Consider the following 24,313-nt stretch of genomic DNA (forward strand, 5'->3'; position numbering starts at 1 on the left):
AAGGCCTCTCTCAACAGGACAAGGAAAACGTCAAATCCGTCGCTGGATGCGACAGGTCTCGAATCGCGGAATCAGGTGTTTCGATCGCTTTCTTGGAACGCTTAGAACTCATTTCACTGAAATCACTCATTATTTTGTCAACCGTCAGACGAGCGGATTTGTAGAAGGTCTCAACAATAAATTGAAAGTCCTCAAACGACGATGTTACGGCATCACCAACCTCGCCCATCTGTATCAAAGAGTGTGCTTGGATCTCAACGGATACGCTCGCTTCGGCGTGGAGCCAATATGAATCAATGCGTTAGAGTTTTCGTGTTCAGCGACTTTTCGTAGTTGATGTGTACGTCAAATCTAGCGTTAAATAATTGTTTTTAAATTCTTTTTACATTCCCCTGAAATCCGGGAGAGCCTTTGGAACTACAAAATATCATAAATTTCAACATCTAGACGTTCGTAACAACTCTAATGTCATCTTGATACACATGTTAGTCTTCGGGTCGGAATGTATTAGGCCAAAGGAAATACGGACCAAACTTAGGACTCATACGAAATTCACCACCCACCTCCTTACCTTTAGCGGTAAGGTAGTACTTTCCCTCGCGGGCCTCTAGGTATGCGAGTTCCACGAGTTTTTCTGTGAGTTCTCCAGTTTTCACCCCGAGCTGCTTGGCAAGTTTTGAGGTGGTTAGCTTATCGAATGACGTTTCCTCGGTCTCTGGATTGCTCTCAACCTCACTCGATACTCGCTCAAGCGAAATTCGCACCTCTTCGCTGATGCGAATAATCCTTTGTGATTCTTGGTAAGCATCTTTATAAAGTTCCCCATCGTCAGTCCGGCGAATTAGAACTCCCATTTCGTTATTATTGACTTGACTAAACTCGTAGAGATTCAGACTGGCAATGATGCAAAGCTCCTCGTTCATGTAGCACTTCGCATGAAGGTTCTTGCAAAAGCTAGTGCGGATGTATGTCAACTCCTTAAGCCAGTTAATTTCTTCTGGCTGCAGCTCGCTTTTCCCATAGACAATCCGAACGTCAATCTTTAAACGGTTCTTGTCGGCAAGAAGCTCCTTTATCCGATCATTTAGCTTCAAAAACGGACTTATTAAAATGAGGCGGTCTTTTGTATCCTTGATCAGTTCTTCAAGAAAATAGTTGATCGCACTTGTGTTCAGAAACTTGGCCATTCGTGGATCTCGGATGTTGTCTGCGTTGGGTTCTTCAGAAGGCTAACGTGTTCTAGGTTGCATGCGTCTTTCCGTGTACAAGACTGCATGCAGTCTAGCGCAAGAGTAGCCTAACGATGCCTGACGTCAACACCACGCGGACGCGCCGTGAGGACGGCGCACCGTCGAACTGGGACCGTTACCTGGATCTCCTGATCCGCCGTGAGGTTCCGGCGAAGTTCCGTCAATGGTACGTCCGACGGGTCGAGGATTTCCTGAAGGACCTCAAGCCGGCGGCCTTGTCGGCGCTGACGGCGGACCAGGTCACGGACGACCTGCGACGCATGTCGGCACGTTCCGATCTCGCCGAATGGTAGATACGTCAGATGGTCGATGCCTTGCGCTTGCTGTTGGTTGACCTAGCGCAAGTTCCTGCCGGGAGGGGGTTCGATTGGGGCTATTGGTGGGAGGGGCAGCAGACCTTGTCCCCCGAGCACGCGACGATTGATGGAGTGCGTACGGCTGCGGGTGCTGGATCTCGATTTCGATAACGGCTTGATCCTGGTGCGCAACGGCAAGGGCGGCAAGGATCGGGCAGTGCCCTTGCCGCAGCGGCTGCGCGAGCCGTTGCAGGCCCATCTAACTAGGGTCGAGGGTCAGGCGGCGCGGATCGCCAAGCGCCTGCAACAAGACAAGCGCCGCTCGGTCGATCTGCTCGATGGCGGTGTGTTTCATCCTCTTGGCCCTAGCCGAGCTTGTAGGCGACGCCGTAGCCGCCGCGCGGGAGCGCCCAGCCGATGTTGTGGAAGGGGCAGCCCACCCGACAGCTTCCGCACTCGAGGCAGGCCTGGTAGCTGACCATCACCTGGCCGGCCCGGTCCAGGTGATAGACCCCGGCGGGGCAGAAAGCGAGGCAGGGTTTGGCCGGACAGCCCTGGCAGACCTCGTGGTCCTTGATCCAGAGATGGGCGAAGTCTTCGTCGACTTCGTATCGGACCGCTCCGATCAGGGCATCCAGATTCACCTGCGGCAGGCTTTCCTTCAACTTGGGATCCAGGGGTTCGGGTTGGCGTTGTCGTTTGGTCATGGTCAGCCTCGCAGGCCACGGAGCAGTTTCATCATGTCGTGGGCGATTCCGAAGAAGGAGCGTCGCCCGCGCAACAGGCCCAGGATCTCGCCCTCCATCTCGCGCTTCGGCATGCCCTGGGCGGTGAAATAGCGCAGCGCGGCCTCGTTCATGAAATCGACATAGGTCCCGATGACGTGTGGTGTGCTGTCGAGGAAGTCGGTCATGCGCCGATACTGCTTGAGATCCTTGAGCACGAAGCTCTCTTCGAGCTTGGTGCGGTAGGCGCGTAGGAAGGCGGCCGAGAAGTCTCCTCGGCGATGGGCCTCGAGCGCCGTCTCGCCGGCCATGCGCCCGGCGGTCATGGCGAGATTGGAGCCCTCACGATGCACCGCATCGACCATGGCGGCCGCGTCGCCGGCGATCAGCACACCGTCTCCCACCAAATCGGGCATGCGATCGTAGCCCTGCTCGGGGATCAGATGGGCGCCGTACTCCAGCACGGTCGCACCCGCGAGATAGGGGCGCACGACCGGATGGGCCTTGAAGCGCGCCAGGATCTCGTAGGGCTTGAGGTTGTGGACGATCAACTCCTCGAGCAGCAGGCCGACTCCGATGGAGATCGCCTTGGCATCGGTGTAGATAAAGGCGGTGCCGGGCAGCCCCAGAGTGGCGTCGCCAAAGATGTCGATGGCCACCCCTTCATCTGCCCCGGCGAGTCCGAAGCGCGCCTCGATCTCGGCGGCTGGCAGGGCCAACACCTCCTTGACCGACAAGGCGACATAGCGTGGTGGGAGGTCACCCTTGGCCAAGCCCAGGCTCTGGGTGAGCAGATTGTTGACGCCCTCGGCGATGACCAGGATGGGGGCCTGGACCAGGCCCTCGGGGCGGTCGGTGGCGACGCCGAGGGCCCGTCCCCGAGCGTCGCGCACCACCTCGGTCACGGTTGTCTTGGTGATGAGCAACACGCCGGCTTGGACCGCCTGTTCGGCAAACCAGGCATCGAAGCGTGCCCGCAGAGCCGTATAGGCTCCGGTCGGCGCGGTCTTATAGTGCACGCTCTTGTGCATGATCCGCACCACGCTGTCGGGTGACAGCAGCCAATAGCCCTGCTCGGTGACAGGCCGCTCGAAGGGCGGGTGGCGCTCGGCATAGTCGGGGATTACCTCGGCGAGTGCATGGGGATAGAGCACGCCGCCGAACAGATTCTTGGCGCCGGGGAGGCGTCCCCGCTCGATCAGGCAGACCTTCAGACCGCCCTTGGCCATGGTGATGGCGGCGGCGACCCCGGCCGGGCCGGCGCCCACCACGATGGCGTCGCAGCGGTGGTTCGGCGTCATGGCGAATCCCCCGCGCGCAGCGTCTGCAGCTGGCGGATCAGCTCGGGGATCACCTCGTGGAGATCGCCAACGATCCCGAGATGGGCGATCTGGAAGATCGGCGCCTCGGGATCCCGGTTGATGGCCAAGATAAGATTCGCATCGCCCATGCCGACTCGATGCTGCACGGCACCGGAGATCCCGGCGGCGATATAGAGCTTGGGCCGCACCGTCTTGCCGGTCTGTCCGACCTGATGATCAGCCGAGATCCAGCCGGCATCGACGAGTGGCCGCGTGACGGCGACAATGCCGCCGAGCAGATCAGCAAGCTGCCTGAGCAGTGTCAGGCCGTCGGGACCGCCGAGCCCGCGCCCGCCGGCGACGATCACCTGAGCGTGCTCCAGGTTGAGCCGCTCGGCACCGGGGATGAGCCGCAGTCGTCGCACCGGGAGGTCGGCCTCGCGGAGATCCAGCTCGACCGCCAGGATCTCGCCCGTGGCACCCCGCGGCAGTGCCTCGGGAAGCGGCAGCACGCGCGGTCTGACCGTGGCCATCTGCGGGCGGTGTTTGCGGCAGAGGATGGTCGCCATCAGGTTGCCGCCGAAGGTTGGCCGGGTGGCGGCCAGGATCCTGAGTTTGGGATCGATGGTGAGTTCGGTGCAGTCAGCGGTCAGTCCGGTTTCCAGTTGGGTGGCGATGGTGCTCGCTAGGTCCCGGCCGAGAGTCGTCGCCCCGATCAGCAGGATCTCGGGACGATAGGTCTGGGCCAAGCGGCTGACGCCGAGGGCATAGGGCAGATTACGGTAGAGTGCCAGCACCGGATCCTCGAGCAGGTACACCCGGCTGGCGCCGTAGCGGAAGGCCTCGGCGGCGAGGTGGCGCACACCGTACCCCGGGAGCACGGCTTCCACGCAGGTTGCCTCGCCGTCGAGTTCGCTCGCCAGCCGCCGGGCCGCGCCCAGCAGCTCCCAGGAGACGGGATGCACCTGCCCGGCGTCTTGCTCGATCAGCACCCAGATACGTGGGGCACCGAGATCCGGCGTTTCAGTCATGCGTTGCTCTCGTCACGGGGGGCGGTCGCGGGAGCGGAGCTCAGCACGCCGGCCGTGACCAGACGTTGCAATGCCTGGCCAACGACCCTGGTCAAACCGCTCTCGGCCACGGACATCCGCTCACCTGGCTCCTTGCGCGGTGGCGTGAATGCCTTTGAGACAATGGTGGCCGACCCTTTGATCCCGATGCGGGCAGGATCGAACGGAACGGGGGTGGTGGCATCCCAGGTCTCGGGTCGATAGTGGGCCGCACGGACCAGATTGGGCAGGGGCGCGCGGGCGATCGTCGCGATCTCCTTCTCGACCGTCAGGAGCGCCGGCAAGGTGGTTTCCAGCACCTCGATGCCTTGCTCGATCCGGCGGTGGATGATGGCCGTGCGGGTCGCGGGATCAAGGGACTCGATGCGCATCGCATAGGTGATGAGCGGGACGGCCAAGCGCGTGGCGACGCCCGGCCCGACCTGCGCGGTGTCGCCGTCGATCGCCTGCTTGCCGAACAGCAGCAGGTCCGCCGGGTCCTCGACCTGGATGGCCGCGATCGCATGGGCGATGACATAGGCGGTGGCGAGGGTGTCGGCGCCTCCGAATTTGCGGTCGGACAGCAGGATCGCCCGATCCGCACCCTGTTCCACGCACTCGACGAGCGCCTCGGCCGCCTTCGGCGGCCCCATGGTCAGCACGGTCACCGTGCCACCGAACCGTTCCTTGAGTCGGATCGCCATCTCCAGGGCATGGCGATCATAAGGGTTGATGACCGCCGGCACGCCCTCTCGAATCAAGGTGCCGGTCTCCGGGTCGATGCGAACATGGGTGGTGTCCGGCACCTGCTTGATGGCAACGATCGTATGCATGCGCGAGTCAAAAAAGAGGATGCGTCTCCCAACGGGGACAAGACGATTTCATTGTAGGCGGTCGATGATCCAGATGCCGTGCGGTGGGACACGAATTCGTCCGTGGATCGATCGGCTGCGAGACCGGGGCCGGGTCGAATCCAGGGCGAATGGATGCCCAGTGCGGCCCAGGTGTTGATTCCATCGCCCCATCCCCGAGCCACGGGTCGGTGTGATCGGGCAGGCTCTGGCGCGCAGAACCAGCTGAATACAGGAGTCAATCTCAACGCACGGCATCTGGACCTTCGTTGCGATCTTGCGCACTATCTGCATCATCTTGGCCGGTGGGTGGATTGGGGTCATGTGTGTCCTGTGACGCTGATCGTTCTGTGGACATGGAGCATGGGCATCCTGGCAAGACCCTGGCAAAGCGCAACCCGAGGGAGCGTGCTGGGTGCTCCAGGGACAACTGGCATCGGAGATGTTGAGACATGAAGTGGCGAGATCGTCAACAAAGCAACAACGTCGATGACCGGCGACACCAGAGGGGGCCCGTGCAAGGGCAGGGTGGGGGGCCATCGGTTGCAACGATCCTGATGCTGTGGCCCATCATCAAGCCGCTGTTGCGCTCGAAGCTGGGGCTGGCGATCCTGGGCATCGGCGCGATTTTTTATTTTGCCGGCTTCAACCTGTCACTCGACCCTGGTCTGAGCGGCTCCAGCCCGATCGACGCGGCACGCGACGACGAGATGGCGGCCTTCATCAAGACCGTGCATGCGGACACAGAGGCTGTTTGGTCTCGCCTCTTCGCTCAGTCCGGACATCGTTATCCGCCGCCTATCCTGGTGCTCTATCGGGGATCTACGCAGAGTGGCTGTGGCCCCGCAAGCGCGCGCATGGGTCCTTTCTATTGCCCGCAAGACCAGCGCATTTATGTGGATCTCGGATTTTTTGATGAACTCGCACAACAACATGGCGCCAAGGGCGAGTTCGCGCGCGCCTATGTCCTCGCGCATGAGGTTGGTCACCATATCCAAAACCTTGAGGGCACGTTGGCGGATGTCCAGCGCGCGAAACAGCAGGTGCGAAGCAATGCCGAGCAGAACGAATTACAGGTGCGGGTGGAACTGCAGGCCGACTGTTATGCCGGTGTTTGGGCGAATCATGCCCAGCAATTGTTCAGTATGCTGGAGGAGGGCGACCTCGAGGATGCGCTGAGGGCCGCCGCGGCGATCGGTGATGACCGACTACAGCAACAAGCTCGTGGTTTCGCAATCCCGCATACCTTTACGCACGGAACCTCGAAGCAGCGCGCGGGTTGGTTTGCGCGTGGTTTCAAGACGGGTGAGATCAGCGCCTGCGACACCTTTGGTGGCGGTTAGCCCAATGCCGCATGATCTCTGCTCATCGGCGTCTTGGCCGTGTCAACGCGCGTGGTCGTCGGGCAGATGCACTGACCGCTGGAGTCGAGCGGCACACCGGGACACGCCAAAACCGACATCACCTTTCCGGAGAGGACCATGACCGAAGCCGCTACCCATGCGATTGCCGCAGGCAAGTATGTCGAACTCACCTATTGCGTCAGGGACAGCAAGAGTGGGGATATCCTCACCGAAATCACACGGCCACTCAATTATGTTCACGGCGTGAATGAGATCCTCGCGCCGGTGATCACCCGCGAACTCGAGGGTAAGACGCAAGGAGAGCGGGTCGACTTACTCGTCGACTGCACCGAGCTTTATGGTCCGCGAGACGAGTCCCTGGTGATCACGGAAAAAGTTTCTCTCGTGCCGCGCGAATATCGCCAAGTCGGCAGTCAGATTTTGATGGAGAACAACCTCGGTCGCATGAAGAGCTTTCTGGTGACCAAGATTGAGGGGGATCGGATCACCTTTGATGGCAATAACCCGCTCTGTGGCAAGGAGGTCATCTACCAAGTCAAGATCCAGTTGGTGCGGGATGCAACGGAAGAGGAGCAACAGTTGGGTGGTCACCCAGCGGCGGAGGCTGGCTCCGAGTCGTGAGGGCGAGGGTCTTGATGCCGCCAGGGGTAGGCTAGGAAAGGTTGAGCTGGCGTGATGATCGGTGATCAACGGCCAGAACTCGCCGGTTCGGTGAGCATCGCACGCGGCCCATCCAGTCCGATGGGAGGTCGTGGGGTATCGCGGTCGCCATGACCACGGAGCCCCACGATCAACCCCTCACTCAGGGCCGTTTCGGCGCCTTGTACTCGACTTCTTTCTGGAGATTGTCCCAGAGTGTTTCATAGCCGACGAAGCCCTTCTCGTTGGGCTCCATTTGCTTGGTTCTGAAAAACCGGGCCTTGCCTTCCGGGACCTTTGGTCTGCTCTTGGTTTGCTCGCTCATCAATCACCTCTGTCAACACATCATGATGGATAGGATGGGGCGCGACCTCGATACCCGTGGACCACGGGATCAGGACGCCTGATTGCCACACATGCTCGCTAGCCTCAAAGACATCATCAGTTCGACTCGCGTTTCCAGCGCATTGCCGATGAACCGACGAAGCACTGAACAGATGATGATTCGGCTCAAGATTTCAGCAATTGCTCCAGAACCTCATACACAAATTCATGCGTGTACGAGTTCTCGCCACAGTGAACCAATTCTTCATCGGCGGTGCGAAACGTGAGGTACGGATGCACTTCCGTGCCATCGAATTCAATCGCCGATGTGTCATCGATTGCGCTGACCACGCTGAATGCGATGCTGGCCGTCAACTCATCGAGCTTGACGCCACTCAGCCCGGCTTCCTGCAGTTTCACCCGAATGCTCTGGACCAGTTCGCGCACCAACAGGGCCTGCTGTTCTTCGAATCGCGCGGTATCGAGCTTCAACTGCATGTTTTGTATCCTATGCCGGAGGTGTCAAGCCCATCGGACCGCCGGCGTTGGTGCTAGAACGGAACAGGCGTGACACCTGACAATTTAGGTTGCTTCTCGACCTTGCCGCCCGCCGCCATTTCGGCTTCCGTGGCATCACGCACGGTCAGGATCTCGAGCTCGAAGATGACCTGACGGCCACAGAGCGGATGGTTTCCGTCGATCGTCAGCGTCTTTTCGTCGATCCTCGTCACCAGGAAGGTCCGGGTGTTACCCTGCTCATTTTCCATGACGATGCGGGTTCCGATCGCTCGGTACTCCTGCGGAACATTCTCGATGGCGTCTGTCACGACCAGGGATTCATCCCGCGGGCCAAACAGCCGGTCGCCGTCCAATTCGACCGAGATCATCTCGCCGGTTGTTTTGCCCTCCAGTTCCGCCATGACTTGGGGCGACAGCACATCATTGACGCCATGCACATAGCCTAAGGGAAAATCGACCCCGGTGAGGACTTGCACGGTCTTTGCATCGATCACCCGGTATTTGAGTTCGACGTACTTATTGCGTTGAATCGTTTCTGTCATGGCACTAGAAAATCGATGCGGCAAAAATGCGGACTTCCCCTTTCTCATAGCCGAGAACCATCCGCCCCAGCCATTCGCCTTCCGTAGTCGTGCTGCGCACGCGGTAGAGGACGGTCACATGCTCGCCGCGCCGAATCAGACCGAGGAAATTGCGTTCTTCGACCAGGTTCCGGGATAGGGTGCTGTGTGCGAATTGCTTGCCGAGCTCGACCTCGTTCAACCCGAGCAGTAATTCATAAGAGAAGTGGCGAATAAACTTGCCGTACTGGCCTTTGTTGGAATACTTGATGAGATCGTCCCATAGCGGATGGGCGATCTCGAGAATCTCTTCGTCTGACTGATCGATGATATTCATATCGCGTCGCGATTCTCAGCGCTCGAATTCTAACGGCCGGACCCTTGCGAGTCGGCGAGTGTGCCGTGATGGAGCCATCGACGGCTGCATCCCTGTCGCATCCACCAGTTGTCGCGCCCGTGTCGCTGCGCTCGGAGCAGGCATCCGAGGCCCCGAACCCGGGGCCTCGCTGTCAGAGACGTTTAGGCTGCCGCCGCCTCGGGCAGATCTTCAACCAAGTGATAGCAGGGTGCTTTCTCCATGGTGTATTCGCCGGTTTCGGGATCGCGGCGGGACACCGTCAACACATGCCAGTTCTCGTCGTCCACCTTCATCGCGTCGCCGCGATAGTAGTAGCCGGGCCAGCGGGTTTCCTTGCGGAACAGCGTGTGATGCATGACCGCCTCGGAGGTGAGGTGGCGATGCTTCAGTTCCCAGGCACGCAGCAACTCGTGGATGTTCTCTGCCGCCAGCTTCTCGAGGTCTTCCTCCAGCAGCTTGATCTTCTTCAGGCCGATTTGCAGCAGCTTCTCGTTGGTCATGTAGCTGACCGTGACGCCACCGCAATACTCGTCCATCAGCTTCTGTAGACGATCCAAGCCCTGACGCGGATTGATGTAGTTCGGGTTGACCGAACCCGCAGTGATCTCATTCCGATAGATCTTATAGTGCTCCATCGGCTTGTAGATCTCTTCCTTGCGACGGTTGATCTGCTCCTCAGAGACGCGGATTCCCTCGGCCTTGCCGTCATCGATGTACTTGCAGGCCGCCTTGGCTGCGAGTCGGCCTTCCGTGAAGGAGCCGGAGGAGAAGGCGTGCGGGGTTCCACCCACGGCATCACCCGCGCCGAACAGACCTTCCACCGTGGTCATCCGGTTGTAACCCCAGAAATAGTCTGGTGGGGACACATCCTCGGGGCCGGAACACCAGGCACCACACCCGGTGGCATGCGAACCCATGACGTAGGGCTCAGAGGTCGTCAGCTCCGGATTTTCATATTTCGGATCGACGTCCGTTGCTGCCCAGAGCACCGCCTGGCCCACGGTCATGCCAAGGAAGTTGTGCCAACCGATCTCTTCGAGATGCGGATCCTGGAACGCTTCCATCGTCACCATGTGGATAGGGCCGCGACCGGCGTTCACTTCATTGATGAACGCATGATTGCGCAGGCAAGTTGGAATCGGGCGATGGGACAGATGCGACGCCGCGACATCCAGGTAGCGTTTGCCGACCATTTCCTCGAGGGCTGGGAACCACTTGGATTCGTATTCTTCGCCCATGCCGTTCTGTGTGTAGGTCTTCAGGTGCAAGAAGTAGGCGCCGACCGGACCATAGCCGTCCTTGAAGCGGGCGAGTACGATCCGGTTCTCCATCTGCGTCATCTTCGCGCCGGCACCAATCATGAGGCCATAGGCGGAACCGGACGACCAGGGTGCATACCACACGCGACCAGCGCCCTCACCGACGGAACGCGGTTTGAAGATGTTGGACGCACCGCCCGCGGCGACGATGACCGTCTTGGACTTGAAGACATGGTAGTTGCCGGTGCGCACATTGAACCCGACGGCACCCGCGACGCGGTTCTCCTTGGATTCATCCATCAACAGATGGGTCACGCACACCCGGTTGAAGACCTTGTCAGCGGACTTCTTGGCCGCCTCGGCCACGATTGGCTTGTAGGATTCACCGTGGATCATGATCTGCCAGCGGCCTTCGCGCTGGTAGGCCCCGGTCTTGGGGTTACGCATCAGCGGCAGACCCCACTCCTCGAACTGGTGCACGGTCGAGTCCACATGGCGCGCCATGTCGAACAGCAGATCCTCACGGACCATGCCCATTAGGTCGATGCGCGCGTAGCGAACGTGGTCTTCCGGGTTGTTCTCGCCGAAGCGGGTGCCCATGTAGCAATTGATGGCATAGAGGCCCTGGGCGACGGCGCCGGAACGGTCGATGTTCGCCTTCTCGGCGATAACGATCTTTTTGTCCTTGCCCCAGTAGCGCGCCTCGAAGGCGGCACCCGTGCCGCCGAGTCCGGCGCCACACACCAACACGTCAATGCCATCCTCAACGATTGTTTTGTAAGCCATTATTCGTAAACCCCTGTTTTCATTTTGAGTCCGGCGGCTTCGAGTGTGTGGAGACCACCGTCATCGAAGCGGAGGTATTTCGGCTCGTTGAACAACAGTTGTCCGTCGCGCATCTCATCACTGGGTGCTGGCTCATCGGCTAACTGCGGAATGTGCTTGCCCCAGGGCTTCGTGGTGATCGGCGCGAGGAGATTCATATCCTTCTCGCCGTTGCGGAAGATGATGCGCCAGGCGATGACACCCTTTTCCTCATCGCGGCGTACGCGCACCGAGTGGCCGAGCGGAGCGAAATCAGCATAGCCGCGCACGTCGATCGCGTTATGCGGACAGGCCTTCACGCAGGAGTAACACTCCCAACACATGTTGGGCTCGATGTTGTAAGCGCGGCGGACCTTCGGATCGATATGCATGATATCCGAGGGGCAAATGTCGACACACTGGCCGCAACCGTCACAGCGGGTCATATAGACGAACGTAGGCATTCTGGATTCCTCTTCGTAACTGGGGTGTGCGTCGCAGGTCAGTAGTGACTGGGCGCTTCACGCTTGATGCCGAGTCCCATGTTCGGAGGATTGGCCCCCATGTATTCCGGAATGTCCGGATACCGCTCCCTGCACTCGGCGCTCGCGAGATCAGGGATCTCGGGCAGCTTGTCGCGCGAGCCGTCCGCGACCGCAACCTTTTTCTGGAAGGCCGCCGCGGGTTTGAAGAACATGTGCGCGAATTTCGACCACAAGATCGTGCTGAACAATGTGGTCGATGCCAACACGAAGAGCACGAAGGCGAGGACGCTGACCACGGAGGTCGGACCTGTGATCGTCTGGAACAGCGACCAGATCAGCGCGAACGTCGCCATCAGCAGAAGCGAAACGACGAAGATGTCGGACTGATGCACGTCATACCAGGCATTCCCTTCGGAACGGACATCGGCGCGCAGTTTGAACCAGAACCAGTAGCCGCCAACGCAGATTGAAACGGCTCCGAGATGCCACAACATGCCAATTAAAGCTGCTCCGAACCCGCCGGCACTGGGCAAGCCAAAGATCAGAGTGGCCGTCGTCACCACGAAAACGATAAAGCCGTACATGGTGAAGAGATGCGCGAAACGCCGATCGGGATTCTCGAACTCGCTCGAGCGCAGTACTTCGTTCTTGAAGGTACTGATCGCCAGACTCATCTTCTCCGAACTGTCAACCTCGCGCTTGGCGAGTTTCTTGAGCGATTGGCCCTTTTCGAAGAAATACTTGGCGCTTTTCTTGTGCACGACATCAAGCAAGGTGCCCCCGATGACCAGCAGGACCATCAGCACCACATACGCCTGCATGACTCCCGGTTCGAGCGGGAGATTCACGGACAAGGCCGCGAAAGGATTATTAAAGATCATTGGATGGTGACTCCATTTTCTGACCCGTACGATTTGAAAAACAGTGACCCGATCGGTTTTCTCATCAGATCAACTGGCCACGCCGAAACGATGAATACCCACGACACTGGGTCTTCGGCTGTCCGTGACGCGCGTCCCTGGCTCCAACGACATAGTCTACGCGCTGTCGCTAAAGTTGCGTGATTGAAACATTTTCGGGAATCATCACCCCCGCTAATGATCTTCCTCGGTGCATCCGTCGCGCACCTCGGGTGATCCATCTCTGACTCTGATCCTCTTCGTTGAGGATCTCCCTGGGATGCCGCGTCGCTTCAGCGATGGCGGCTGGGTTGACGTCTTATCGCTCTGCTGTCTCGACCCGGTGTCTGCGTTTCCTCGCGACAGGGTCACTGATAGAGCACGCCATCCCGACGTCCCATCACATAGGGCCGCTCCCCGGCCGCCATGCGCAGCCGCGCTTCGACCCGAATGTTGTCCATCACGGTGCTGTCGGCGATATCCGGGTAAAGCGGATAGAAGCGCGCCACGTCGAGCGCGTTCGCCTTGGCCGCCAACTCCATTCTCCTGCGGTCCTCCCGACTCACGCCATGCAGCATCAACAATCGTGGTGCTTGGCGATGCAGATAGCGTTGGCAGAGATCCTGATGCTCCTCGCTCGGCCAATCCTCACGAATCAGGAACGGGGGAAACGTCTCACCTTCAGTCTCCCCTCGGGTAAACCATTGCGCTCTGGGTTTGGTGCCGGCGCGCTCGGCGACGCACCGCTCGAGTCGGTAGTTCACCGGTCCATAGGATCGGCTGCGCTCGACCTCGCTCGTTGCGATCGGCATCACCGCCGCAGGGAGTGCCGTCCACTCCGTCAGTCGCGGGAACGAGGCCATCTCCGAGGCGTGGACGCAAGAGAAGATCAGTGCGAGCGGCGAGTCGTCCGTTGGGTCGAGCAGCCAGTATTCATAACGATCGGCGGCTGCGAACGGCAGTCGTGCCTCAAGCAGGAAGGTCGCTAATTCAAGGATGCGGTGGTCGACGTCTCCGTCATCCGTGGACGGGTTCTCGCTGATTGTTTTGAGATCGCACTGCCGGATGTGTGCCGCTCTGACAAAACGACCGCGCCGTGGACCGCTGCCATCCTGGCGATGAGACTGGGCGTAGATAAATTGGAACTCCCACAGATCACCATCTGTCGAGAGTGCACGCGCGTGCTCGGATTCGGCAATTTGGACTTGCGCGGAGTATGGCTGCAGGAGGCGTTGAGAGTGGGCTCTAATCATCGACCCTGACTGTGGTGAATTGAGCACTGCGTGCCTGTGTGCCCGCAACTTGTGCTTGCCCGAGTGTAGGCTAGCGAGAGTGGCAGGGCAAGGTCTGCGCGGCGCCGATGGCGGGACTCGAACCGCGCAGGCATGGCGACCTGATGGTCTGCTCCAGCAAGCCGCGAAGCCCTTGGGGGAATGGACAAGCACTGAGTCGGTTTTAAGAACACCCGGGCCTCGCGCGCCCGACGGGCGCGGTGGCAGGCGAGGGTGACGAGCCCGTGGCGTCAACGTCTCATTAGGGTTGGCAGTGTGATGAGGATCTCGCAGCCACCCGTTTCCGCGGCAGCCGCGGTGATCGTTCCACCATGGGCCTCAACGACATTTTTCGCGATGGCGAGGCCAAGTCCCGCGCCGCCGGTGTTGCGACTGCGCGAGTGATCGACCCGGTAGAGACGGTCGAACAGGTGTGGCAGATCGGCTGCAGGAACGCCGGGTGCGGTATCGGCGAAGCGAATCCGATAGGCGCCATCCGGGCCGCGCGCGAGCGTGACCCTGAGCGCTCCCCCCGGATCGGTGTAACTCAGACTGTTGCGGAGCAGATTGCCGAAGAGCTGAGCAAGCCGGTCCGGGTCGGCCCACAGTCGCGGCTGTGCGTGACGGCCGAGACGAGTCGCTTCGCCACTGGGGCGGTCGAGTCGGTTTTCGAAAATCAGGTCGAGCCGAGCCTGCTCGAATCGCGCCCGATACTGCTCGATCTCATCGGCCAGGATGTCGGCGAGGTCCGTGTCTCGCATCCGATAGGTTAGCGCCCCGAGATCCGTCATCGCGAGATCCTGTAAGTCGTCCACCAGCCGGGACAAGCGCAGGACATCTCCGTGCAGACGGTCGATGGCACTGTGCTCGAGCGGTCGGACGCCATCCTGCATCGCCTCGAGATGGGCGCGCAGCAGCGCGATGGGCGTGCGGAGTTCATGGGAGATGTCGGCCACCCACTGCCGACGCGCCCGATCGGTTTGCTCCAAGGCCGCGGCGAGCGCGTCGATGTCCGCACCGAGACGGCTGAGTTCATCGTTCCCCGTCGCGCGCACGCGGGCGCTGTAGTCTCCAGCCGCCAGTGTGCGCGCGATCTGTTGGACGGCCTGCACGGGGCGGATCAAGCGTCGTGAGAGTGGATCGGCGAGGATGGCCGCGAGCGCCAGCATGGCGAGCACGAACAGCACAAGACGTCCGCCTTGGCGCTCGACGAAATGGAGGTCGGCCAGTTCGGCGACCGGAGGGCCAGGGATGATGGCGAGGCTCCCGATCGGTTGCCCGCCCCACTCCAGGGCGAGCCGCCTGCTTCGTGAGAGGAGTTCGGGTTGCCCATAGAGAAGGGTTCCGTCCACATCCAGGAGCATCAACCGCAGCTCAATTGGAATGTTGCGTGGGGTGCCGTCATGATGGGCTGGACGAGGCGGAAGTGACGGGGGCCAGCCGGCTCCGCCATCACCGCCCATGAGTGATTCGGACTCGAGGAGGCGGCGCACCAAGGGTGGTAGCCGCCGCCCTTCACTCGGCCGCAGCCGCCGACCCGAGCCGGCCCCTTCAAGCCCGAACAAGGCGCCGATCCACTGCTGCGGTGAGCCTTTCAGCGCGTCCCAACTCCCATCCCGGGCATGGATCTCGGTTAGTCGTTCGGCGATGACCTCGACGCGCGCCTGCTCGCGCGCATCGGCGAGTTCGATGAGGCCGCGCTGCAGCGACCAGTGTACGAAGGCCAAGGTCCCCAACAGGACCAGCACGCAGGCCAGCAGGAGCGTGAGAAAGACCTTAGCGTGAATCGAGAGCGTCATGTGCCGGGGGCGAGCTGGTTCCGGCTCTCATGATGGCGTGTATCCCGCCTGTTCAAGGAACGAAGATCCGCACGGTCTCGGAAGGACGCAGTCGCTCACTCGGCCGTCGATTGAAGATGATATCCAGATAGTAGACCGCGCCCTCGAGCTCGACTCGCACCGCTTGCACACCGAGACTGTAGACGCGCCCCTCGCGCAGGTTGCCATCGATCTGCACGCGTGCGGGCTGTCCAGGGGTGAAGCGGCGCAGGGTTGAGGCGGTCACCAGGGCGCGCGCGAGCATCTGATCATCCGGCGCGATCACGATCAGGGGGTCTTGCTGGAGCGTTTTGTAGATCACGGCCCCGTTCCAGACCCGGCGCGTGACAATGATGCCGTCGAACGGGGCACGCAATTCCGTGCGCTCGAGTGCGACGAGGCTGCTGGCCTCCGCTGCCCTCGCGGCTTCCTCTTCGGCTGCCGCCGCCACCTGCACCAACTCCGCATCCTTCAATTCCTCGATCGCGATGAGACCGCGATCGAACAGTTCTTCGCTGCGTGCGAGATCGCGCTCGGCCTTTTCCCGTTCCACCCGTGCCCAAGCCACGCGCGCCTTGGCTTCGAGCAGCTTGGCTTGAGCCTCGCGTTGATCCATCCGCAGCAGCAGATCGCCCTGACTGACATGCTGTCCCGCGCTGACCAGCACCTCCTCGACGACCCCAGTCTCCACCACGCGCATTTCAACTTCGTGCACCCATTCCAGCCAGCCTTTCAGCTCTTCATTGGATTGGGCCAGTGCCGTGCCGCACAGGAGGCTGAGAACCAGGATGCGGATGAGTTGGGTCACGGGGCGGACACTCCTGCTGCGGTTCCAAGGATCGGGCCGCCGATGAGGGCGTTCAGTTCAGCCCAGGTGAGGGCGCGACAATAGCGGAGGCGTTCGGTTTGCAAGCGAGTCTGGCTTTGCAGGCTCATGGAGTACCCGAGGTCCGCGGTGACCTCTTGCTCGTAGAGGGTGCGGCTTTCGTCCAGCTTGAGATCTCGCAGCCTAGTCTCCGTTCGGAGGTTGCGCTCTGCCGCGGTGAAGGCGCGCAATCGCAGAAGTAATTCCAGTGTTTGCTGACGCAACTCCCATTGCACGAGTTGCCGGTCGGCCGTGGAGCGTCCGTCAAGCAGGGCGCGCAGCGGCGGGCGTTGCGCGGCAAGGTCCAGGATCCGCTCCAGGCTCGGTGGCTCGGTGGGCCAAACCGGCAGTGCAGGGATGATGAGAGTGCGCGGCAGATCCTGGGGGTTACCGAGTGCTTGCGCGAGCAGAGCGCGCGTCAGTTGCTGGCTGGTCTCGCTGGCGGCGCGACGGTGGAGAATGTCCTGATAGATGGACTCCAGTTCCAACACCCGCAATGGTGACATCTGTCCGAGCTCATGGCGCACCGCGGCACGATCGAATTGAATGTAGGCCACCGCCATGGCTTCGCTATCCGTGGCGAACGTCGCATCAGCGAGTAAGACGTCAAAGAAGCGCTCCATGATCTCGAGGCGCTGTGCGTCTTGGGGCTCCAGAAGATGGAGTAAGGGCTGGTTACGATTGGGATCGGCGACGTTAGAGTTGCTGAAGGCGAGTCGCTGACAATCCAAAAAGAGCGACTGACGTCTCGGTAGGCGCGCGTTCAGATCCGCGGAGGCGGTGACGCGGGGATGGCTCGCCGCGGTTTCAAGGGCTTCCTCCAGACTCAGCGGATCCGAGATGGCCGCGACGGGGGAGGTGATCAGGCCCCCTAGCCAGACGGCGAGCGCGGCCGCCGCGAAGCGATGTCGGCGGACCAGCGGACGGGCGCGTTGCCGCTGAGCGCGCATGGCCAAGAGGCGTTGGGCGATGGCCGTAGCCGCGTCTGTCATCGTCGTGCGGTGCTCGTTTCGGGTTGTAGATCCGGTGTGGAGGTTAAGCGCTTTGAAGGCTGACGCTCAAGCCATTGAGTGCGCTGTCGTGCTGGGATGTTGCACTCGGCAGCTGGGGCGTGGACAGTTAGACTGTCGGCGGTGGTCGATGCACCCCAGAAGGGTGTTGCCCGTTGGCCCCATCGGCCGACCACTCCATCCATCCTGCAATGAGGACATGCCGCATGTCGCACCTGCGCACCCTGCTCGTGATGAGCCTACTTGGGATTGCCCTGCCCGCCCTGGCGACCGACCCTCCCGGGCAGACTCCCGACCTGCCAACCGCGGCAGTCGAGGATGGGGTGGCCGCGCGGTTGTCCGCGACGCCCTGGCGGATCATCGCCTACCGCGCTGAGGGTGATTTAACGCCCTTGCCAGCGCGCGAGACCCCGGCGCGGTTGAATTTTGGCAGCGATGGCATCGTCTCGTTCAACCTAGGCTGCAACAGTTTCTCGGGTACCTTCAGCAGCGATGGCGAAGGCCTGACGATCGGTCCCCGCATGGCCTCGACCATGATGGCGTGTGAGGACGATCTCATGACCCTCGATCAGGTCATCAGTCTCAATCTGGTGCTCGTCGCCGGCTATCGAGAGCAGGCCGCGCAGCTCGATCTCGTGGATGCGGACGGGACGGTCGTGGTGTCCCTAGAGCCCTTGATCGAAACGCCGTTGCTTGGCGTGAACTGGCGGCTCGCCCAGCTCAATAAAGGACAGGGTGCCCTGAGCTCGCCACTGCAGGGAACCGAGATCAGCATGACCCTGACACCCGAAGGACGCTTGTCGGGGTCTGATGGCTGTAACCGCTACGTCAGTGCCTATGCACTCCAAGACGACAGCCTCACGATCCGCCCGGTTGGAACAACACGGATGACCTGCCGCGCGCGCCCAGCGGTTGCCGATCAGGCTGAGGCCTATCTCGCCACGCTGTCGCAGGTGCGCCGTTATCGGGTTGATGGTCGCGAACTCTGGCTCAGCGATGAGTACGGTCAAACGCTGGCTCGTTTCCGGGCTCCGACCGGCATGCCGGTTGAGCGCCCGGAACCTTGAGCAGCCAGCATCTCAAGCAGCTGGAGCCCGGAGCAGTCGGCAACCGGTCATCCGACAGGATGCTCCCGTGGCACAGGTGTTGCGGAACGGACCCGCCGTTGGGTTCGGGTATATACTCACGGGTGTCACCGAGGGCAGGTCCTCGGGAGGGAAGAGCATGCAATGCTGGGCCAGAACCATCTTCTATAGTCTTGTCGCCGTGCTCGGAATCTCCAGTATGCTCGGTGCGTGCGGGCAAAAAGGACCTCTCTACCTTCCCGAGCCGCCGGTCGTCGACGCCGTCGTTTCTGATCGGATTCCGGGCGAGGACGTGCCGGATGCAATGCCGATCGACGACACGCCGCCGTGACCCGAGGCACCCTGAAACGAGACGCTGATATACCTGAGTCCGCATGGATCACTTCAATTATCGAAACGACGTTCTCTATGTCGAGGATGTCCCGCTCGCCGACATCGCTGGCCGTTTTGGCACGCCCTGCTATGTCTACTCGCGCGCAACCCTGGAGCGTCACTGGCGCGCCTTCGACCGGGCCTTTCGTGATCATCCGCATCTGATCTGCTTCGCGGTCAAGGCCAACTCCAACCTCGCGGTCCTGAATGTCCTGGCGCGGCTTGGTTCCGGCTTCGATATCGTCTCGGTTGGCGAATTGGAGCGCGTTCTGGCCGCGGGTGGAGATCCGGGCAAGGTGATCTTCTCCGGTGTTGGCAAGCGCGTCGACGAGATCCGCTTTGCGCTCGAGGTCGGGATTCGTTGTTTCAATGTCGAGTCTGAGAGCGAGTTGCGTCGGCTCGATTGGGTCGCGGGGGAGTTGGGCGTGGTCGCGCCTGTTTCCCTGCGTGTCAACCCCGACGTTGATGCCCAGACCCACCCTTACATCGCGACCGGTCTGAAAGAGAACAAGTTCGGGATCGACATCCAGGTCGCCGAGTCGGTCTATGTCCAGGCGGCGGCGCTGGCAAACGTACGGATCATCGGGATCGATTGTCACATCGGCTCGCAGCTCACCGATCTCGCCCCCTTCGTTGATGCAATGGGGCGCGTCCTGGCCCTTGCCGAGCGGCTCGGCGAGCAGGGGATCAGGTTCACCCATCTTGATCTCGGCGGTGGGCTCGGGATTCGCTATCTCGATGAGCATCCGCCCGAGCCCGCGGCTTATGCGGCAGCCATGAGCTATCAACTCGGCGATCGCCCCTATGAAATCATTCTCGAGCCAGGGCGGGCGATCGCTGGGAACGCCGGGGTCTTGGTGACCCGCGTGGAATATCTGAAACAAACCGGACATCGCCGTTTTGCCATTCTGGACGCGGCCATGAACGACCTGCTGCGTCCCGCGCTCTATCAGGCGAAGCAGGACATCGTGCCGCTGCGGCGTGACTTGGAGCGGGAACCCGCCCACTACGACCTCGTCGGTCCCGTCTGCGAAACCGGTGATTTTCTCGGCAAGCAGCGGTTGCTCGCGCTCGGTGAAGGCGATCTGCTAGCGATCCGAGGTTCCGGCGCCTACGGTTTTACCATGAGTTCGAATTACAACAGTCGACCGCGTCCGCCCGAGATCATGGTCGATGGTGAGCAGGTGCACCTGGTGCGTGCGCGCGAGACCATCCAGGACTTGTTCCGTGATGAGTCTGTGTTGCCGCAATGAAGCGTCGTCTCGAACCTGAGCTGATGGATGAGACGGAACAGGCGCGTGCCTACGCCGCCGCGGACTTCGATGCCTCCAACAGCCTCTTCATGGATCTGCTCAGGGGGTTGAACCCGGGACCACTCGAGGGTGCTCGGGCGCTGGATCTCGGCTGCGGGCCTGCCGACATCAGCATCCGCTTTTTGCGAGCCTATCCGCACGCGTGTTGTGACGCGCTCGATGGCTCACGGCCCATGCTCGATCTGGCCCAGGCGGCGCTCGCTGCCCTGCCCGGTGTGGCCGCGCGCTGCCGCTTGATCGAGGATCAGATCCCCTCCGAGACCTTACCAGAGCGCCATTATGATCTGATCCTGTCTAACAGCCTCCTGCATCATCTCCCGGATCCGCAGGTCTTGTGGCACACCCTGCGGCAGGTCGGCAAACCAGGTGCGCCGGTCCTGGTGATGGATCTCATACGTCCGGCCTCGGCGGGCTGGGTGGAGGCCCTGGTCTCGACCTATGTCCAGAACGAGCCCGAGGTCTTGCAGGCGGATTTTCGCAACTCATTGTTTGCTGCCTTCGAGCCGGCCGAAGTGGTCGAGCAGCTTGCCCTCGCGGGGCTCGCCCAGCTTGAGGTCGGGGTGGTCAGCGATCGCCATCTGGCCGTCCTGGGGCGGCTCGCGACGTGACCGGTTCCGGTGGGGATGGGTCCCCTCGCGGGGCGCGACTCGCCTTCAGCAAGATGCAGGGGCTGGGGAATGATTTCGTCGTGCTCGATGCGACGGCCGAGCCGATCGAACTCAACGCCGATTTGGTGCGCCGGCTGGCTGATCGGCGCTTTGGCATTGGCTGTGATCAGATCCTGATCGTCGAGCCGCCGCGGTTGCCTGGAACCTGTTTTCACTACCGCATCTTCAATGCGGACGGCTCCGAGGTGGAGCAATGTGGCAACGGCGCCCGATGTTTCGCCCGCTTCGTCCGCGACCAGGGCCTCACCGATCTCGACGAGATCCCGGTCGGAACAGCGGCGGGTCCCATTCGACTTGCGCTCCAGCCCGACGGCGGTGTCCGGGTCGACATGGGTGCGCCGATCCTCGCACCTGAGCGTATTCCGTTTCTCGCCGAGCGCATCGCGACGACCTATTCACTCGAGCTCGCGGGGGAGAGTCTTGAGATCGGGGCCGTCTCAATGGGGAATCCGCATGCGGTCATTCAGGTCGCCGACGTCGCGACCGCGCCGGTCGCGCGGTTAGGCGCCCAGGTAGAGGTTCATCACCGTTTTCCGCAACGCGTCAATGTCGGATTCATGCAGGTACTGGCGCCGGATCGGATCCGCCTGCGCGTCTTCGAGCGAGGCGTCGGGGAGACCCTGGCCTGCGGGACGGGGGCGTGCGCTGCCGTGGTCCAGGCGCGCCGCCTTGGCCTGGTCGAGCCCCGGGTGCGCGTCGAACTGCCCGGCGGAACCCTGACGATCGAGTGGGACGGCCCCGCGCCGATGCTTCCCTCCGTCTGGATGACGGGTCCGGCGGTGCATGTCTTCCGAGGCGAGATCGAGCCATGAGAGGCGAGTCGTGAGCAGTCAAGGGGCACCACCAGAGACGGTGGTTGATGACGCCGATGACGAGCGTGTGGCGGCCTATCTCAAACAGCATCCTGAGTTCCTATTGCGCAATCCCGCGGTGTTGGCCGAACTCGAGATCCCTCATCCGAGCGGCCCCGCGGTGTCGTTGATCGAGCGCCAGGTGCGGGTCTTGCGCCAAGAATTGGAGGCGGAACGCCAGCGCTTAACGCACCTGGTCGCGCGCGCGCGCGAGTACGAAGCCCTCTCCGAGCGGCTCCATCAACTGGTCCTGAAGCTCTTCGCCGCGCAGGACTCGGCGCAGGTCTGTGCGCTCCTGAAGGACACCTTGTTGAGTGAGTTCGCGGCCGAGGCGATGGCGCTGAAATTGTTCCAAGCCGAATCCGAGTCCGGCCCTCGGCGTGATCCACTGACGCTCGCCTTCCGTGGTTTCCTCGATCATCGCCAATCCCTCTGTGGCGCCTTGAATCAGGACAAGGCCCAAATCCTCTTCGGTGACCAGGGTGCGATGATCCGCTCCGCGGCGGTGGTGCCTGTGCACGCCGGTGGTCACGTCGGAGTGCTCGCTATCGGCAGCCGCGATCCGGATCGCTTTCGTGCCGAGATGGGCACGGATCTCCTCGATCGGCTCGGGGAGATCCTGGGCCATAAACTCCGTCTGATGACGCCGATGGAGTGCGGTGAGACGCTCGAGCAGCCGACGCAGGTCCCCTTGCCATGACGCAGCAGATCCCCGAGCTGATTCCCCCCTTTCTCCAGCATCTCGCCCACGAGCGGCGATTGTCGCCGCATACCCTGACGGCCTACCGCCGTGATCTGGAACGGATGAGCGACTGGTTGCGCCAGCAGGGGGCAGGGTCGATCACGGATCTCGACACCGCTCGGGTGCGCCAATATCTCGCTTGGCGGTATCGTCAAGGCGTCATCGGCAAAACCTTGCAGCGCGAACTGGCCAGCCTCCGCAGCCTCTTTCGCTGGCTATTGCGCGAGGGATACGCAACGGCGAACCCGGCGTTGGGCGTGCGCGCACCCAAGAGCCCGCGGCCGCTGCCGGCGACACTCGATGCCGATCAACTCGGCGCCCTGCTCGACCATGCCCCAGTCGATGACCTGCTTGCGATCCGTGATCACGCCATGATCGAGCTGTTCTACTCCAGTGGCTTGCGGCTCGCTGAATTGGTTGCGGTCGATCTCGGTGAGATCGATTTAGTGGAAGGCGAGCTCGGGGTGATGGGTAAGGGCGCGAAATCGCGGCGTGTGCCTGTTGGCACCAAGGCGCGCGAGGCGGTGAAGCGTTGGTTGAGCGTGCGTGCGAACCTGGCCGCGGCGGACGAGCGCGCCTTATTCGTCAGCCGTCGGGGAACCCGTATCCATCCGCGGACCGTCGAGGTCCGTCTCGCCCGCTGGGCACGCGAACAGGGAGCGTCACGTGGTCTTCACCCGCACCTCTTGCGCCACAGTTTTGCAACACACCTGCTCGAATCGTCCGGAGATCTGCGCGCCGTGCAGGAATTATTGGGCCACCGCGACATCGGGACCACGCAGATCTACACGCACCTGGATTTCCAGCATCTCGCACAGGTCTACGATGCCGCTCATCCACGGGCTAAGAGAAAATCGAAACCGGGTTGCGACGAATGATCTGGCATCCCGTTGACTGATTGAAAGCAAGCCTTCTTGCGGTTTGACTCCCGCAAACGGCCCTGATCCCTGCTGCGAGCGCCTCCTGTCCTGCCATGCTCCTCTCGCCTAAATATCGCTTCCTCTTTGTCCACATCGCCAAAACCGGTGGCACCAGCGTGCGCGCCGCACTCGAAGGTCTGCGCTGGCGCGATCCCTGGTACTGGCCCATGTTCCTCTGTAGTCGTTTCAGCCATCTCAGTGGCCACCGGATTGCCACGAAGTTGCCACGCCATGCCAAAGCGATCGCGGCTAAGGAGATGCTGCCCAAGCCGATCTTCGACGGACTCTTCAAGTTCGCCTTCGTCCGCAATCCCTGGGACTTGCAGGTGAGTTCGTTTCACCACATCCGCCGCGAACGCCCCCAGTTTCTTGGTGGTCATGAGGCGTTTTCATCCTTCCTGCGCTGGAAGCTCGATCCGCGGCGCCCGTATCAGTATCACCTGGATACCTCGATCGAGTTGCAGAGTGATTATCTGATCGATCTGCATGGCAACCTGATCATCGATTTCATCGGGCGCTACGAGCGCTTGCATGAGGATTTCGACACGGCCTGTCAGCGCATTGGGATCACCACGCCACCACTCCCGCACGCACGCAAGGCGACCGACCGCCAGCAGGACTATCGTCACTACTACACGGACGAAACCGCCGAGTTGGTCGCGACGCACTTTGCCTCGGACATCGACCTCCTCGGCTATCGTTTCGATTCAGAATGA

The 24,313-nt window shown here is 61.4% G+C and carries 29 protein-coding genes; 13 read left to right on the forward strand and 16 right to left on the reverse strand.

What is annotated here, in order from left to right; all coding sequences use genetic code 11:
• On the forward strand, positions 1-292 hold a 292-nt coding region (locus CKO25_RS15515), incomplete at its 5' end, for a transposase (RefSeq protein WP_200388862.1).
• A 193-nt stretch (positions 293-485) separates the two neighbouring features.
• Here the strand turns inward: CKO25_RS15515 and CKO25_RS15520 are convergent.
• Positions 486-1,187, reverse strand: a complete 702-nt coding sequence (locus CKO25_RS15520) for a phospholipase D family protein (protein ID WP_200388863.1) — start codon at positions 1,185-1,187, stop codon at positions 486-488.
• 116 nt (positions 1,188-1,303) lie between these two features.
• Here CKO25_RS15520 and CKO25_RS15525 point away from each other — a divergent pair, with 116 nt between their 5' ends.
• Together CKO25_RS15525 and CKO25_RS21645 are read left to right on the forward strand one after the other, a co-directional pair.
• A complete protein-coding gene (locus tag CKO25_RS15525; protein WP_200388864.1) occupies positions 1,304-1,543 on the forward strand; it encodes a hypothetical protein in 240 nt (79 codons plus the stop codon).
• A 130-nt stretch (positions 1,544-1,673) separates the two neighbouring features.
• Positions 1,674-2,024, forward strand: coding sequence for a tyrosine-type recombinase/integrase (locus tag CKO25_RS21645; protein WP_200388865.1), 351 nt, complete (start codon positions 1,674-1,676; stop codon positions 2,022-2,024).
• On the opposite strand, the gene CKO25_RS15535 is transcribed toward CKO25_RS21645, so the two are convergent.
• The 4 genes from CKO25_RS15535 to CKO25_RS15550 are packed head-to-tail and all read right to left on the reverse strand — an operon-like array spanning position 1,912 to position 5,454.
• Positions 1,912-2,253: a ferredoxin family protein gene (locus CKO25_RS15535; RefSeq protein WP_200388866.1), complete on the reverse strand. Its 342-nt coding sequence runs from the start codon at positions 2,251-2,253 to the stop codon at positions 1,912-1,914. The two genes, CKO25_RS21645 and CKO25_RS15535, sit on opposite strands and share 113 nt — an antisense overlap.
• Before the next feature lie 2 nt (positions 2,254-2,255).
• Positions 2,256-3,572, reverse strand: a complete 1,317-nt coding sequence (locus CKO25_RS15540; protein ID WP_200388867.1) for an FAD-dependent oxidoreductase — start codon at positions 3,570-3,572, stop codon at positions 2,256-2,258.
• Positions 3,569-4,603, reverse strand: a complete 1,035-nt coding sequence (locus CKO25_RS15545) for an electron transfer flavoprotein subunit alpha/FixB family protein (protein WP_200388868.1) — start codon at positions 4,601-4,603, stop codon at positions 3,569-3,571. The genes CKO25_RS15540 and CKO25_RS15545 overlap by 4 nt, the downstream gene beginning before the upstream one ends.
• Positions 4,600-5,454: an electron transfer flavoprotein subunit beta/FixA family protein gene (locus CKO25_RS15550; protein WP_200388869.1), complete on the reverse strand. Its 855-nt coding sequence runs from the start codon at positions 5,452-5,454 to the stop codon at positions 4,600-4,602. The genes CKO25_RS15545 and CKO25_RS15550 overlap by 4 nt, the downstream gene beginning before the upstream one ends.
• A 470-nt stretch (positions 5,455-5,924) precedes the next feature.
• On the opposite strand from CKO25_RS15550, the gene ypfJ reads away from it, so the two are divergent.
• Entirely contained in the window at positions 5,925-6,815 is an 891-nt protein-coding gene (gene ypfJ, locus CKO25_RS15555; protein WP_200388870.1) for a KPN_02809 family neutral zinc metallopeptidase, read from the forward strand.
• Between the two features lie 138 nt (positions 6,816-6,953).
• Complete coding sequence (locus tag CKO25_RS15560; protein WP_200388871.1) at positions 6,954-7,457, forward strand: FKBP-type peptidyl-prolyl cis-trans isomerase; 504 nt, start codon at positions 6,954-6,956, stop codon at positions 7,455-7,457.
• 181 nt (positions 7,458-7,638) lie between these two features.
• On the opposite strand, the gene CKO25_RS15565 is transcribed toward CKO25_RS15560, so the two are convergent.
• The 11 genes from CKO25_RS15565 to CKO25_RS15615 all read right to left on the reverse strand — a co-directional run bounded on the left by CKO25_RS15565 (position 7,639) and on the right by CKO25_RS15615 (position 17,628).
• Complete coding sequence (locus CKO25_RS15565; protein WP_200388872.1) at positions 7,639-7,800, reverse strand: hypothetical protein; 162 nt, start codon at positions 7,798-7,800, stop codon at positions 7,639-7,641.
• 185 nt (positions 7,801-7,985) lie between these two features.
• A complete protein-coding gene (locus tag CKO25_RS15570) occupies positions 7,986-8,297 on the reverse strand; it encodes a P-loop NTPase family protein (protein ID WP_200388873.1) in 312 nt (103 codons plus the stop codon).
• A gap of 53 nt (positions 8,298-8,350) precedes the next feature.
• A complete protein-coding gene (locus CKO25_RS15575; protein WP_200388925.1) occupies positions 8,351-8,860 on the reverse strand; it encodes an FKBP-type peptidyl-prolyl cis-trans isomerase in 510 nt (169 codons plus the stop codon).
• Positions 8,861-8,864: 4 nt separating this feature from the next.
• Positions 8,865-9,215, reverse strand: a complete 351-nt coding sequence (locus CKO25_RS15580; RefSeq protein ID WP_200388874.1) for a hypothetical protein — start codon at positions 9,213-9,215, stop codon at positions 8,865-8,867.
• 182 nt (positions 9,216-9,397) lie between these two features.
• On the reverse strand, positions 9,398-11,281 hold the full coding sequence (gene aprA, locus CKO25_RS15585; protein ID WP_200388875.1) for an adenylyl-sulfate reductase subunit alpha: 1,884 nt from the start codon (positions 11,279-11,281) through the stop codon (positions 9,398-9,400).
• A complete protein-coding gene (aprB, locus tag CKO25_RS15590) occupies positions 11,281-11,763 on the reverse strand; it encodes an adenylyl-sulfate reductase subunit beta (protein ID WP_200388876.1) in 483 nt (160 codons plus the stop codon). The genes aprA and aprB overlap by 1 nt, the downstream gene beginning before the upstream one ends.
• Positions 11,764-11,801: 38 nt before the next feature.
• Positions 11,802-12,665 (reverse strand): adenylyl-sulfate reductase, encoded by an 864-nt coding sequence (locus tag CKO25_RS15595; RefSeq protein ID WP_200388877.1) that lies wholly within the window; start codon positions 12,663-12,665, stop codon positions 11,802-11,804.
• 386 nt (positions 12,666-13,051) lie between these two features.
• On the reverse strand, positions 13,052-13,936 hold the full coding sequence (locus tag CKO25_RS15600) for a hypothetical protein (RefSeq protein ID WP_200388878.1): 885 nt from the start codon (positions 13,934-13,936) through the stop codon (positions 13,052-13,054).
• Positions 13,937-14,205: 269 nt separating this feature from the next.
• On the reverse strand, positions 14,206-15,753 hold the full coding sequence (locus CKO25_RS15605) for an ATP-binding protein (RefSeq protein WP_200388879.1): 1,548 nt from the start codon (positions 15,751-15,753) through the stop codon (positions 14,206-14,208).
• Positions 15,754-15,805: 52 nt separating this feature from the next.
• Positions 15,806-16,579, reverse strand: coding sequence for an efflux RND transporter periplasmic adaptor subunit (locus CKO25_RS15610; RefSeq protein WP_200388880.1), 774 nt, complete (start codon positions 16,577-16,579; stop codon positions 15,806-15,808).
• Entirely contained in the window at positions 16,576-17,628 is a 1,053-nt protein-coding gene (locus CKO25_RS15615; protein ID WP_242467655.1) for a TolC family protein, read from the reverse strand. Before CKO25_RS15615 ends, CKO25_RS15610 begins: the two co-directional genes overlap by 4 nt.
• 224 nt (positions 17,629-17,852) lie before the next feature.
• Between CKO25_RS15615 and CKO25_RS15620 the strand changes: the two genes are divergently transcribed.
• The 8 genes from CKO25_RS15620 (at position 17,853) to CKO25_RS15655 (ending at position 24,313) form a co-directional block, all read left to right on the forward strand.
• Positions 17,853-18,713, forward strand: a complete 861-nt coding sequence (locus CKO25_RS15620) for an META domain-containing protein (RefSeq protein WP_200388881.1) — start codon at positions 17,853-17,855, stop codon at positions 18,711-18,713.
• Positions 18,714-18,870: 157 nt separating this feature from the next.
• A complete protein-coding gene (gene lptM / locus CKO25_RS15625) occupies positions 18,871-19,062 on the forward strand; it encodes an LPS translocon maturation chaperone LptM (RefSeq protein WP_200388882.1) in 192 nt (63 codons plus the stop codon).
• Between the two features lie 43 nt (positions 19,063-19,105).
• Complete coding sequence (gene lysA / locus CKO25_RS15630) at positions 19,106-20,356, forward strand: diaminopimelate decarboxylase (RefSeq protein ID WP_200388883.1); 1,251 nt, start codon at positions 19,106-19,108, stop codon at positions 20,354-20,356.
• Positions 20,353-21,024, forward strand: a complete 672-nt coding sequence (locus CKO25_RS15635; protein ID WP_200388884.1) for a class I SAM-dependent methyltransferase — start codon at positions 20,353-20,355, stop codon at positions 21,022-21,024. Before lysA ends, CKO25_RS15635 begins: the two co-directional genes overlap by 4 nt.
• Before the next feature lie 53 nt (positions 21,025-21,077).
• Positions 21,078-21,896 carry a diaminopimelate epimerase gene (gene dapF, locus CKO25_RS15640; RefSeq protein WP_200388927.1) on the forward strand — a complete coding sequence of 273 codons (819 nt, stop codon included), beginning with the start codon at positions 21,078-21,080 and terminating at the stop codon, positions 21,894-21,896.
• A gap of 10 nt (positions 21,897-21,906) precedes the next feature.
• On the forward strand, positions 21,907-22,635 hold the full coding sequence (locus CKO25_RS15645) for a DUF484 family protein (RefSeq protein WP_338115147.1): 729 nt from the start codon (positions 21,907-21,909) through the stop codon (positions 22,633-22,635).
• Positions 22,632-23,555, forward strand: a complete 924-nt coding sequence (gene xerC, locus CKO25_RS15650) for a tyrosine recombinase XerC (protein ID WP_200388886.1) — start codon at positions 22,632-22,634, stop codon at positions 23,553-23,555. The genes CKO25_RS15645 and xerC overlap by 4 nt, the downstream gene beginning before the upstream one ends.
• A 95-nt stretch (positions 23,556-23,650) precedes the next feature.
• Positions 23,651-24,313 carry a sulfotransferase family 2 domain-containing protein gene (locus CKO25_RS15655; RefSeq protein ID WP_200388887.1) on the forward strand — a complete coding sequence of 221 codons (663 nt, stop codon included), beginning with the start codon at positions 23,651-23,653 and terminating at the stop codon, positions 24,311-24,313.

The organism is Thiocapsa imhoffii (genome assembly GCF_016583985.1).
In the GTDB taxonomy this organism is placed as follows: domain Bacteria; phylum Pseudomonadota; class Gammaproteobacteria; order Chromatiales; family Chromatiaceae; genus Thiocapsa; species Thiocapsa imhoffii.

Bases quoted from the DNA above. Each gene is read 5' to 3' on its own strand.
- CKO25_RS21645 (WP_200388865.1), top strand. From the start codon at position 1,674: ATGGAGTGCGTACGGCTGCGGGTGCTGGATCTCGATTTCGATAACGGC.
- CKO25_RS15560 (WP_200388871.1), top strand. From the start codon at position 6,954: ATGACCGAAGCCGCTACCCATGCGATTGCCGCAGGCAAGTATGTCGAA.
- CKO25_RS15605 (WP_200388879.1), bottom strand. From the start codon at position 15,753: ATGACGCTCTCGATTCACGCTAAGGTCTTTCTCACGCTCCTGCTGGCC.
- CKO25_RS15615 (WP_242467655.1), bottom strand. From the start codon at position 17,628: ATGACAGACGCGGCTACGGCCATCGCCCAACGCCTCTTGGCCATGCGC.
- CKO25_RS15620 (WP_200388881.1), top strand. From the start codon at position 17,853: ATGTCGCACCTGCGCACCCTGCTCGTGATGAGCCTACTTGGGATTGCC.
- aprB (WP_200388876.1), bottom strand. From the start codon at position 11,763: ATGCCTACGTTCGTCTATATGACCCGCTGTGACGGTTGCGGCCAGTGT.
- CKO25_RS15635 (WP_200388884.1), top strand. From the start codon at position 20,353: ATGAAGCGTCGTCTCGAACCTGAGCTGATGGATGAGACGGAACAGGCG.
- CKO25_RS15655 (WP_200388887.1), top strand. From the start codon at position 23,651: ATGCTCCTCTCGCCTAAATATCGCTTCCTCTTTGTCCACATCGCCAAA.
- CKO25_RS15535 (WP_200388866.1), bottom strand. From the start codon at position 2,253: ATGACCAAACGACAACGCCAACCCGAACCCCTGGATCCCAAGTTGAAG.
- lptM (WP_200388882.1), top strand. From the start codon at position 18,871: ATGCAATGCTGGGCCAGAACCATCTTCTATAGTCTTGTCGCCGTGCTC.
- CKO25_RS15570 (WP_200388873.1), bottom strand. From the start codon at position 8,297: ATGCAGTTGAAGCTCGATACCGCGCGATTCGAAGAACAGCAGGCCCTG.
- lysA (WP_200388883.1), top strand. From the start codon at position 19,106: ATGGATCACTTCAATTATCGAAACGACGTTCTCTATGTCGAGGATGTC.
- CKO25_RS15540 (WP_200388867.1), bottom strand. From the start codon at position 3,572: ATGACGCCGAACCACCGCTGCGACGCCATCGTGGTGGGCGCCGGCCCG.
- CKO25_RS15550 (WP_200388869.1), bottom strand. From the start codon at position 5,454: ATGCATACGATCGTTGCCATCAAGCAGGTGCCGGACACCACCCATGTT.
- CKO25_RS15545 (WP_200388868.1), bottom strand. From the start codon at position 4,603: ATGACTGAAACGCCGGATCTCGGTGCCCCACGTATCTGGGTGCTGATC.
- CKO25_RS15565 (WP_200388872.1), bottom strand. From the start codon at position 7,800: ATGAGCGAGCAAACCAAGAGCAGACCAAAGGTCCCGGAAGGCAAGGCC.
- CKO25_RS15600 (WP_200388878.1), bottom strand. From the start codon at position 13,936: ATGATTAGAGCCCACTCTCAACGCCTCCTGCAGCCATACTCCGCGCAA.
- CKO25_RS15525 (WP_200388864.1), top strand. From the start codon at position 1,304: ATGCCTGACGTCAACACCACGCGGACGCGCCGTGAGGACGGCGCACCG.
- CKO25_RS15595 (WP_200388877.1), bottom strand. From the start codon at position 12,665: ATGATCTTTAATAATCCTTTCGCGGCCTTGTCCGTGAATCTCCCGCTC.
- CKO25_RS15520 (WP_200388863.1), bottom strand. From the start codon at position 1,187: ATGGCCAAGTTTCTGAACACAAGTGCGATCAACTATTTTCTTGAAGAA.
- ypfJ (WP_200388870.1), top strand. From the start codon at position 5,925: ATGAAGTGGCGAGATCGTCAACAAAGCAACAACGTCGATGACCGGCGA.
- dapF (WP_200388927.1), top strand. From the start codon at position 21,078: ATGCAGGGGCTGGGGAATGATTTCGTCGTGCTCGATGCGACGGCCGAG.
- xerC (WP_200388886.1), top strand. From the start codon at position 22,632: ATGACGCAGCAGATCCCCGAGCTGATTCCCCCCTTTCTCCAGCATCTC.
- aprA (WP_200388875.1), bottom strand. From the start codon at position 11,281: ATGGCTTACAAAACAATCGTTGAGGATGGCATTGACGTGTTGGTGTGT.
- CKO25_RS15575 (WP_200388925.1), bottom strand. From the start codon at position 8,860: ATGACAGAAACGATTCAACGCAATAAGTACGTCGAACTCAAATACCGG.
- CKO25_RS15580 (WP_200388874.1), bottom strand. From the start codon at position 9,215: ATGAATATCATCGATCAGTCAGACGAAGAGATTCTCGAGATCGCCCAT.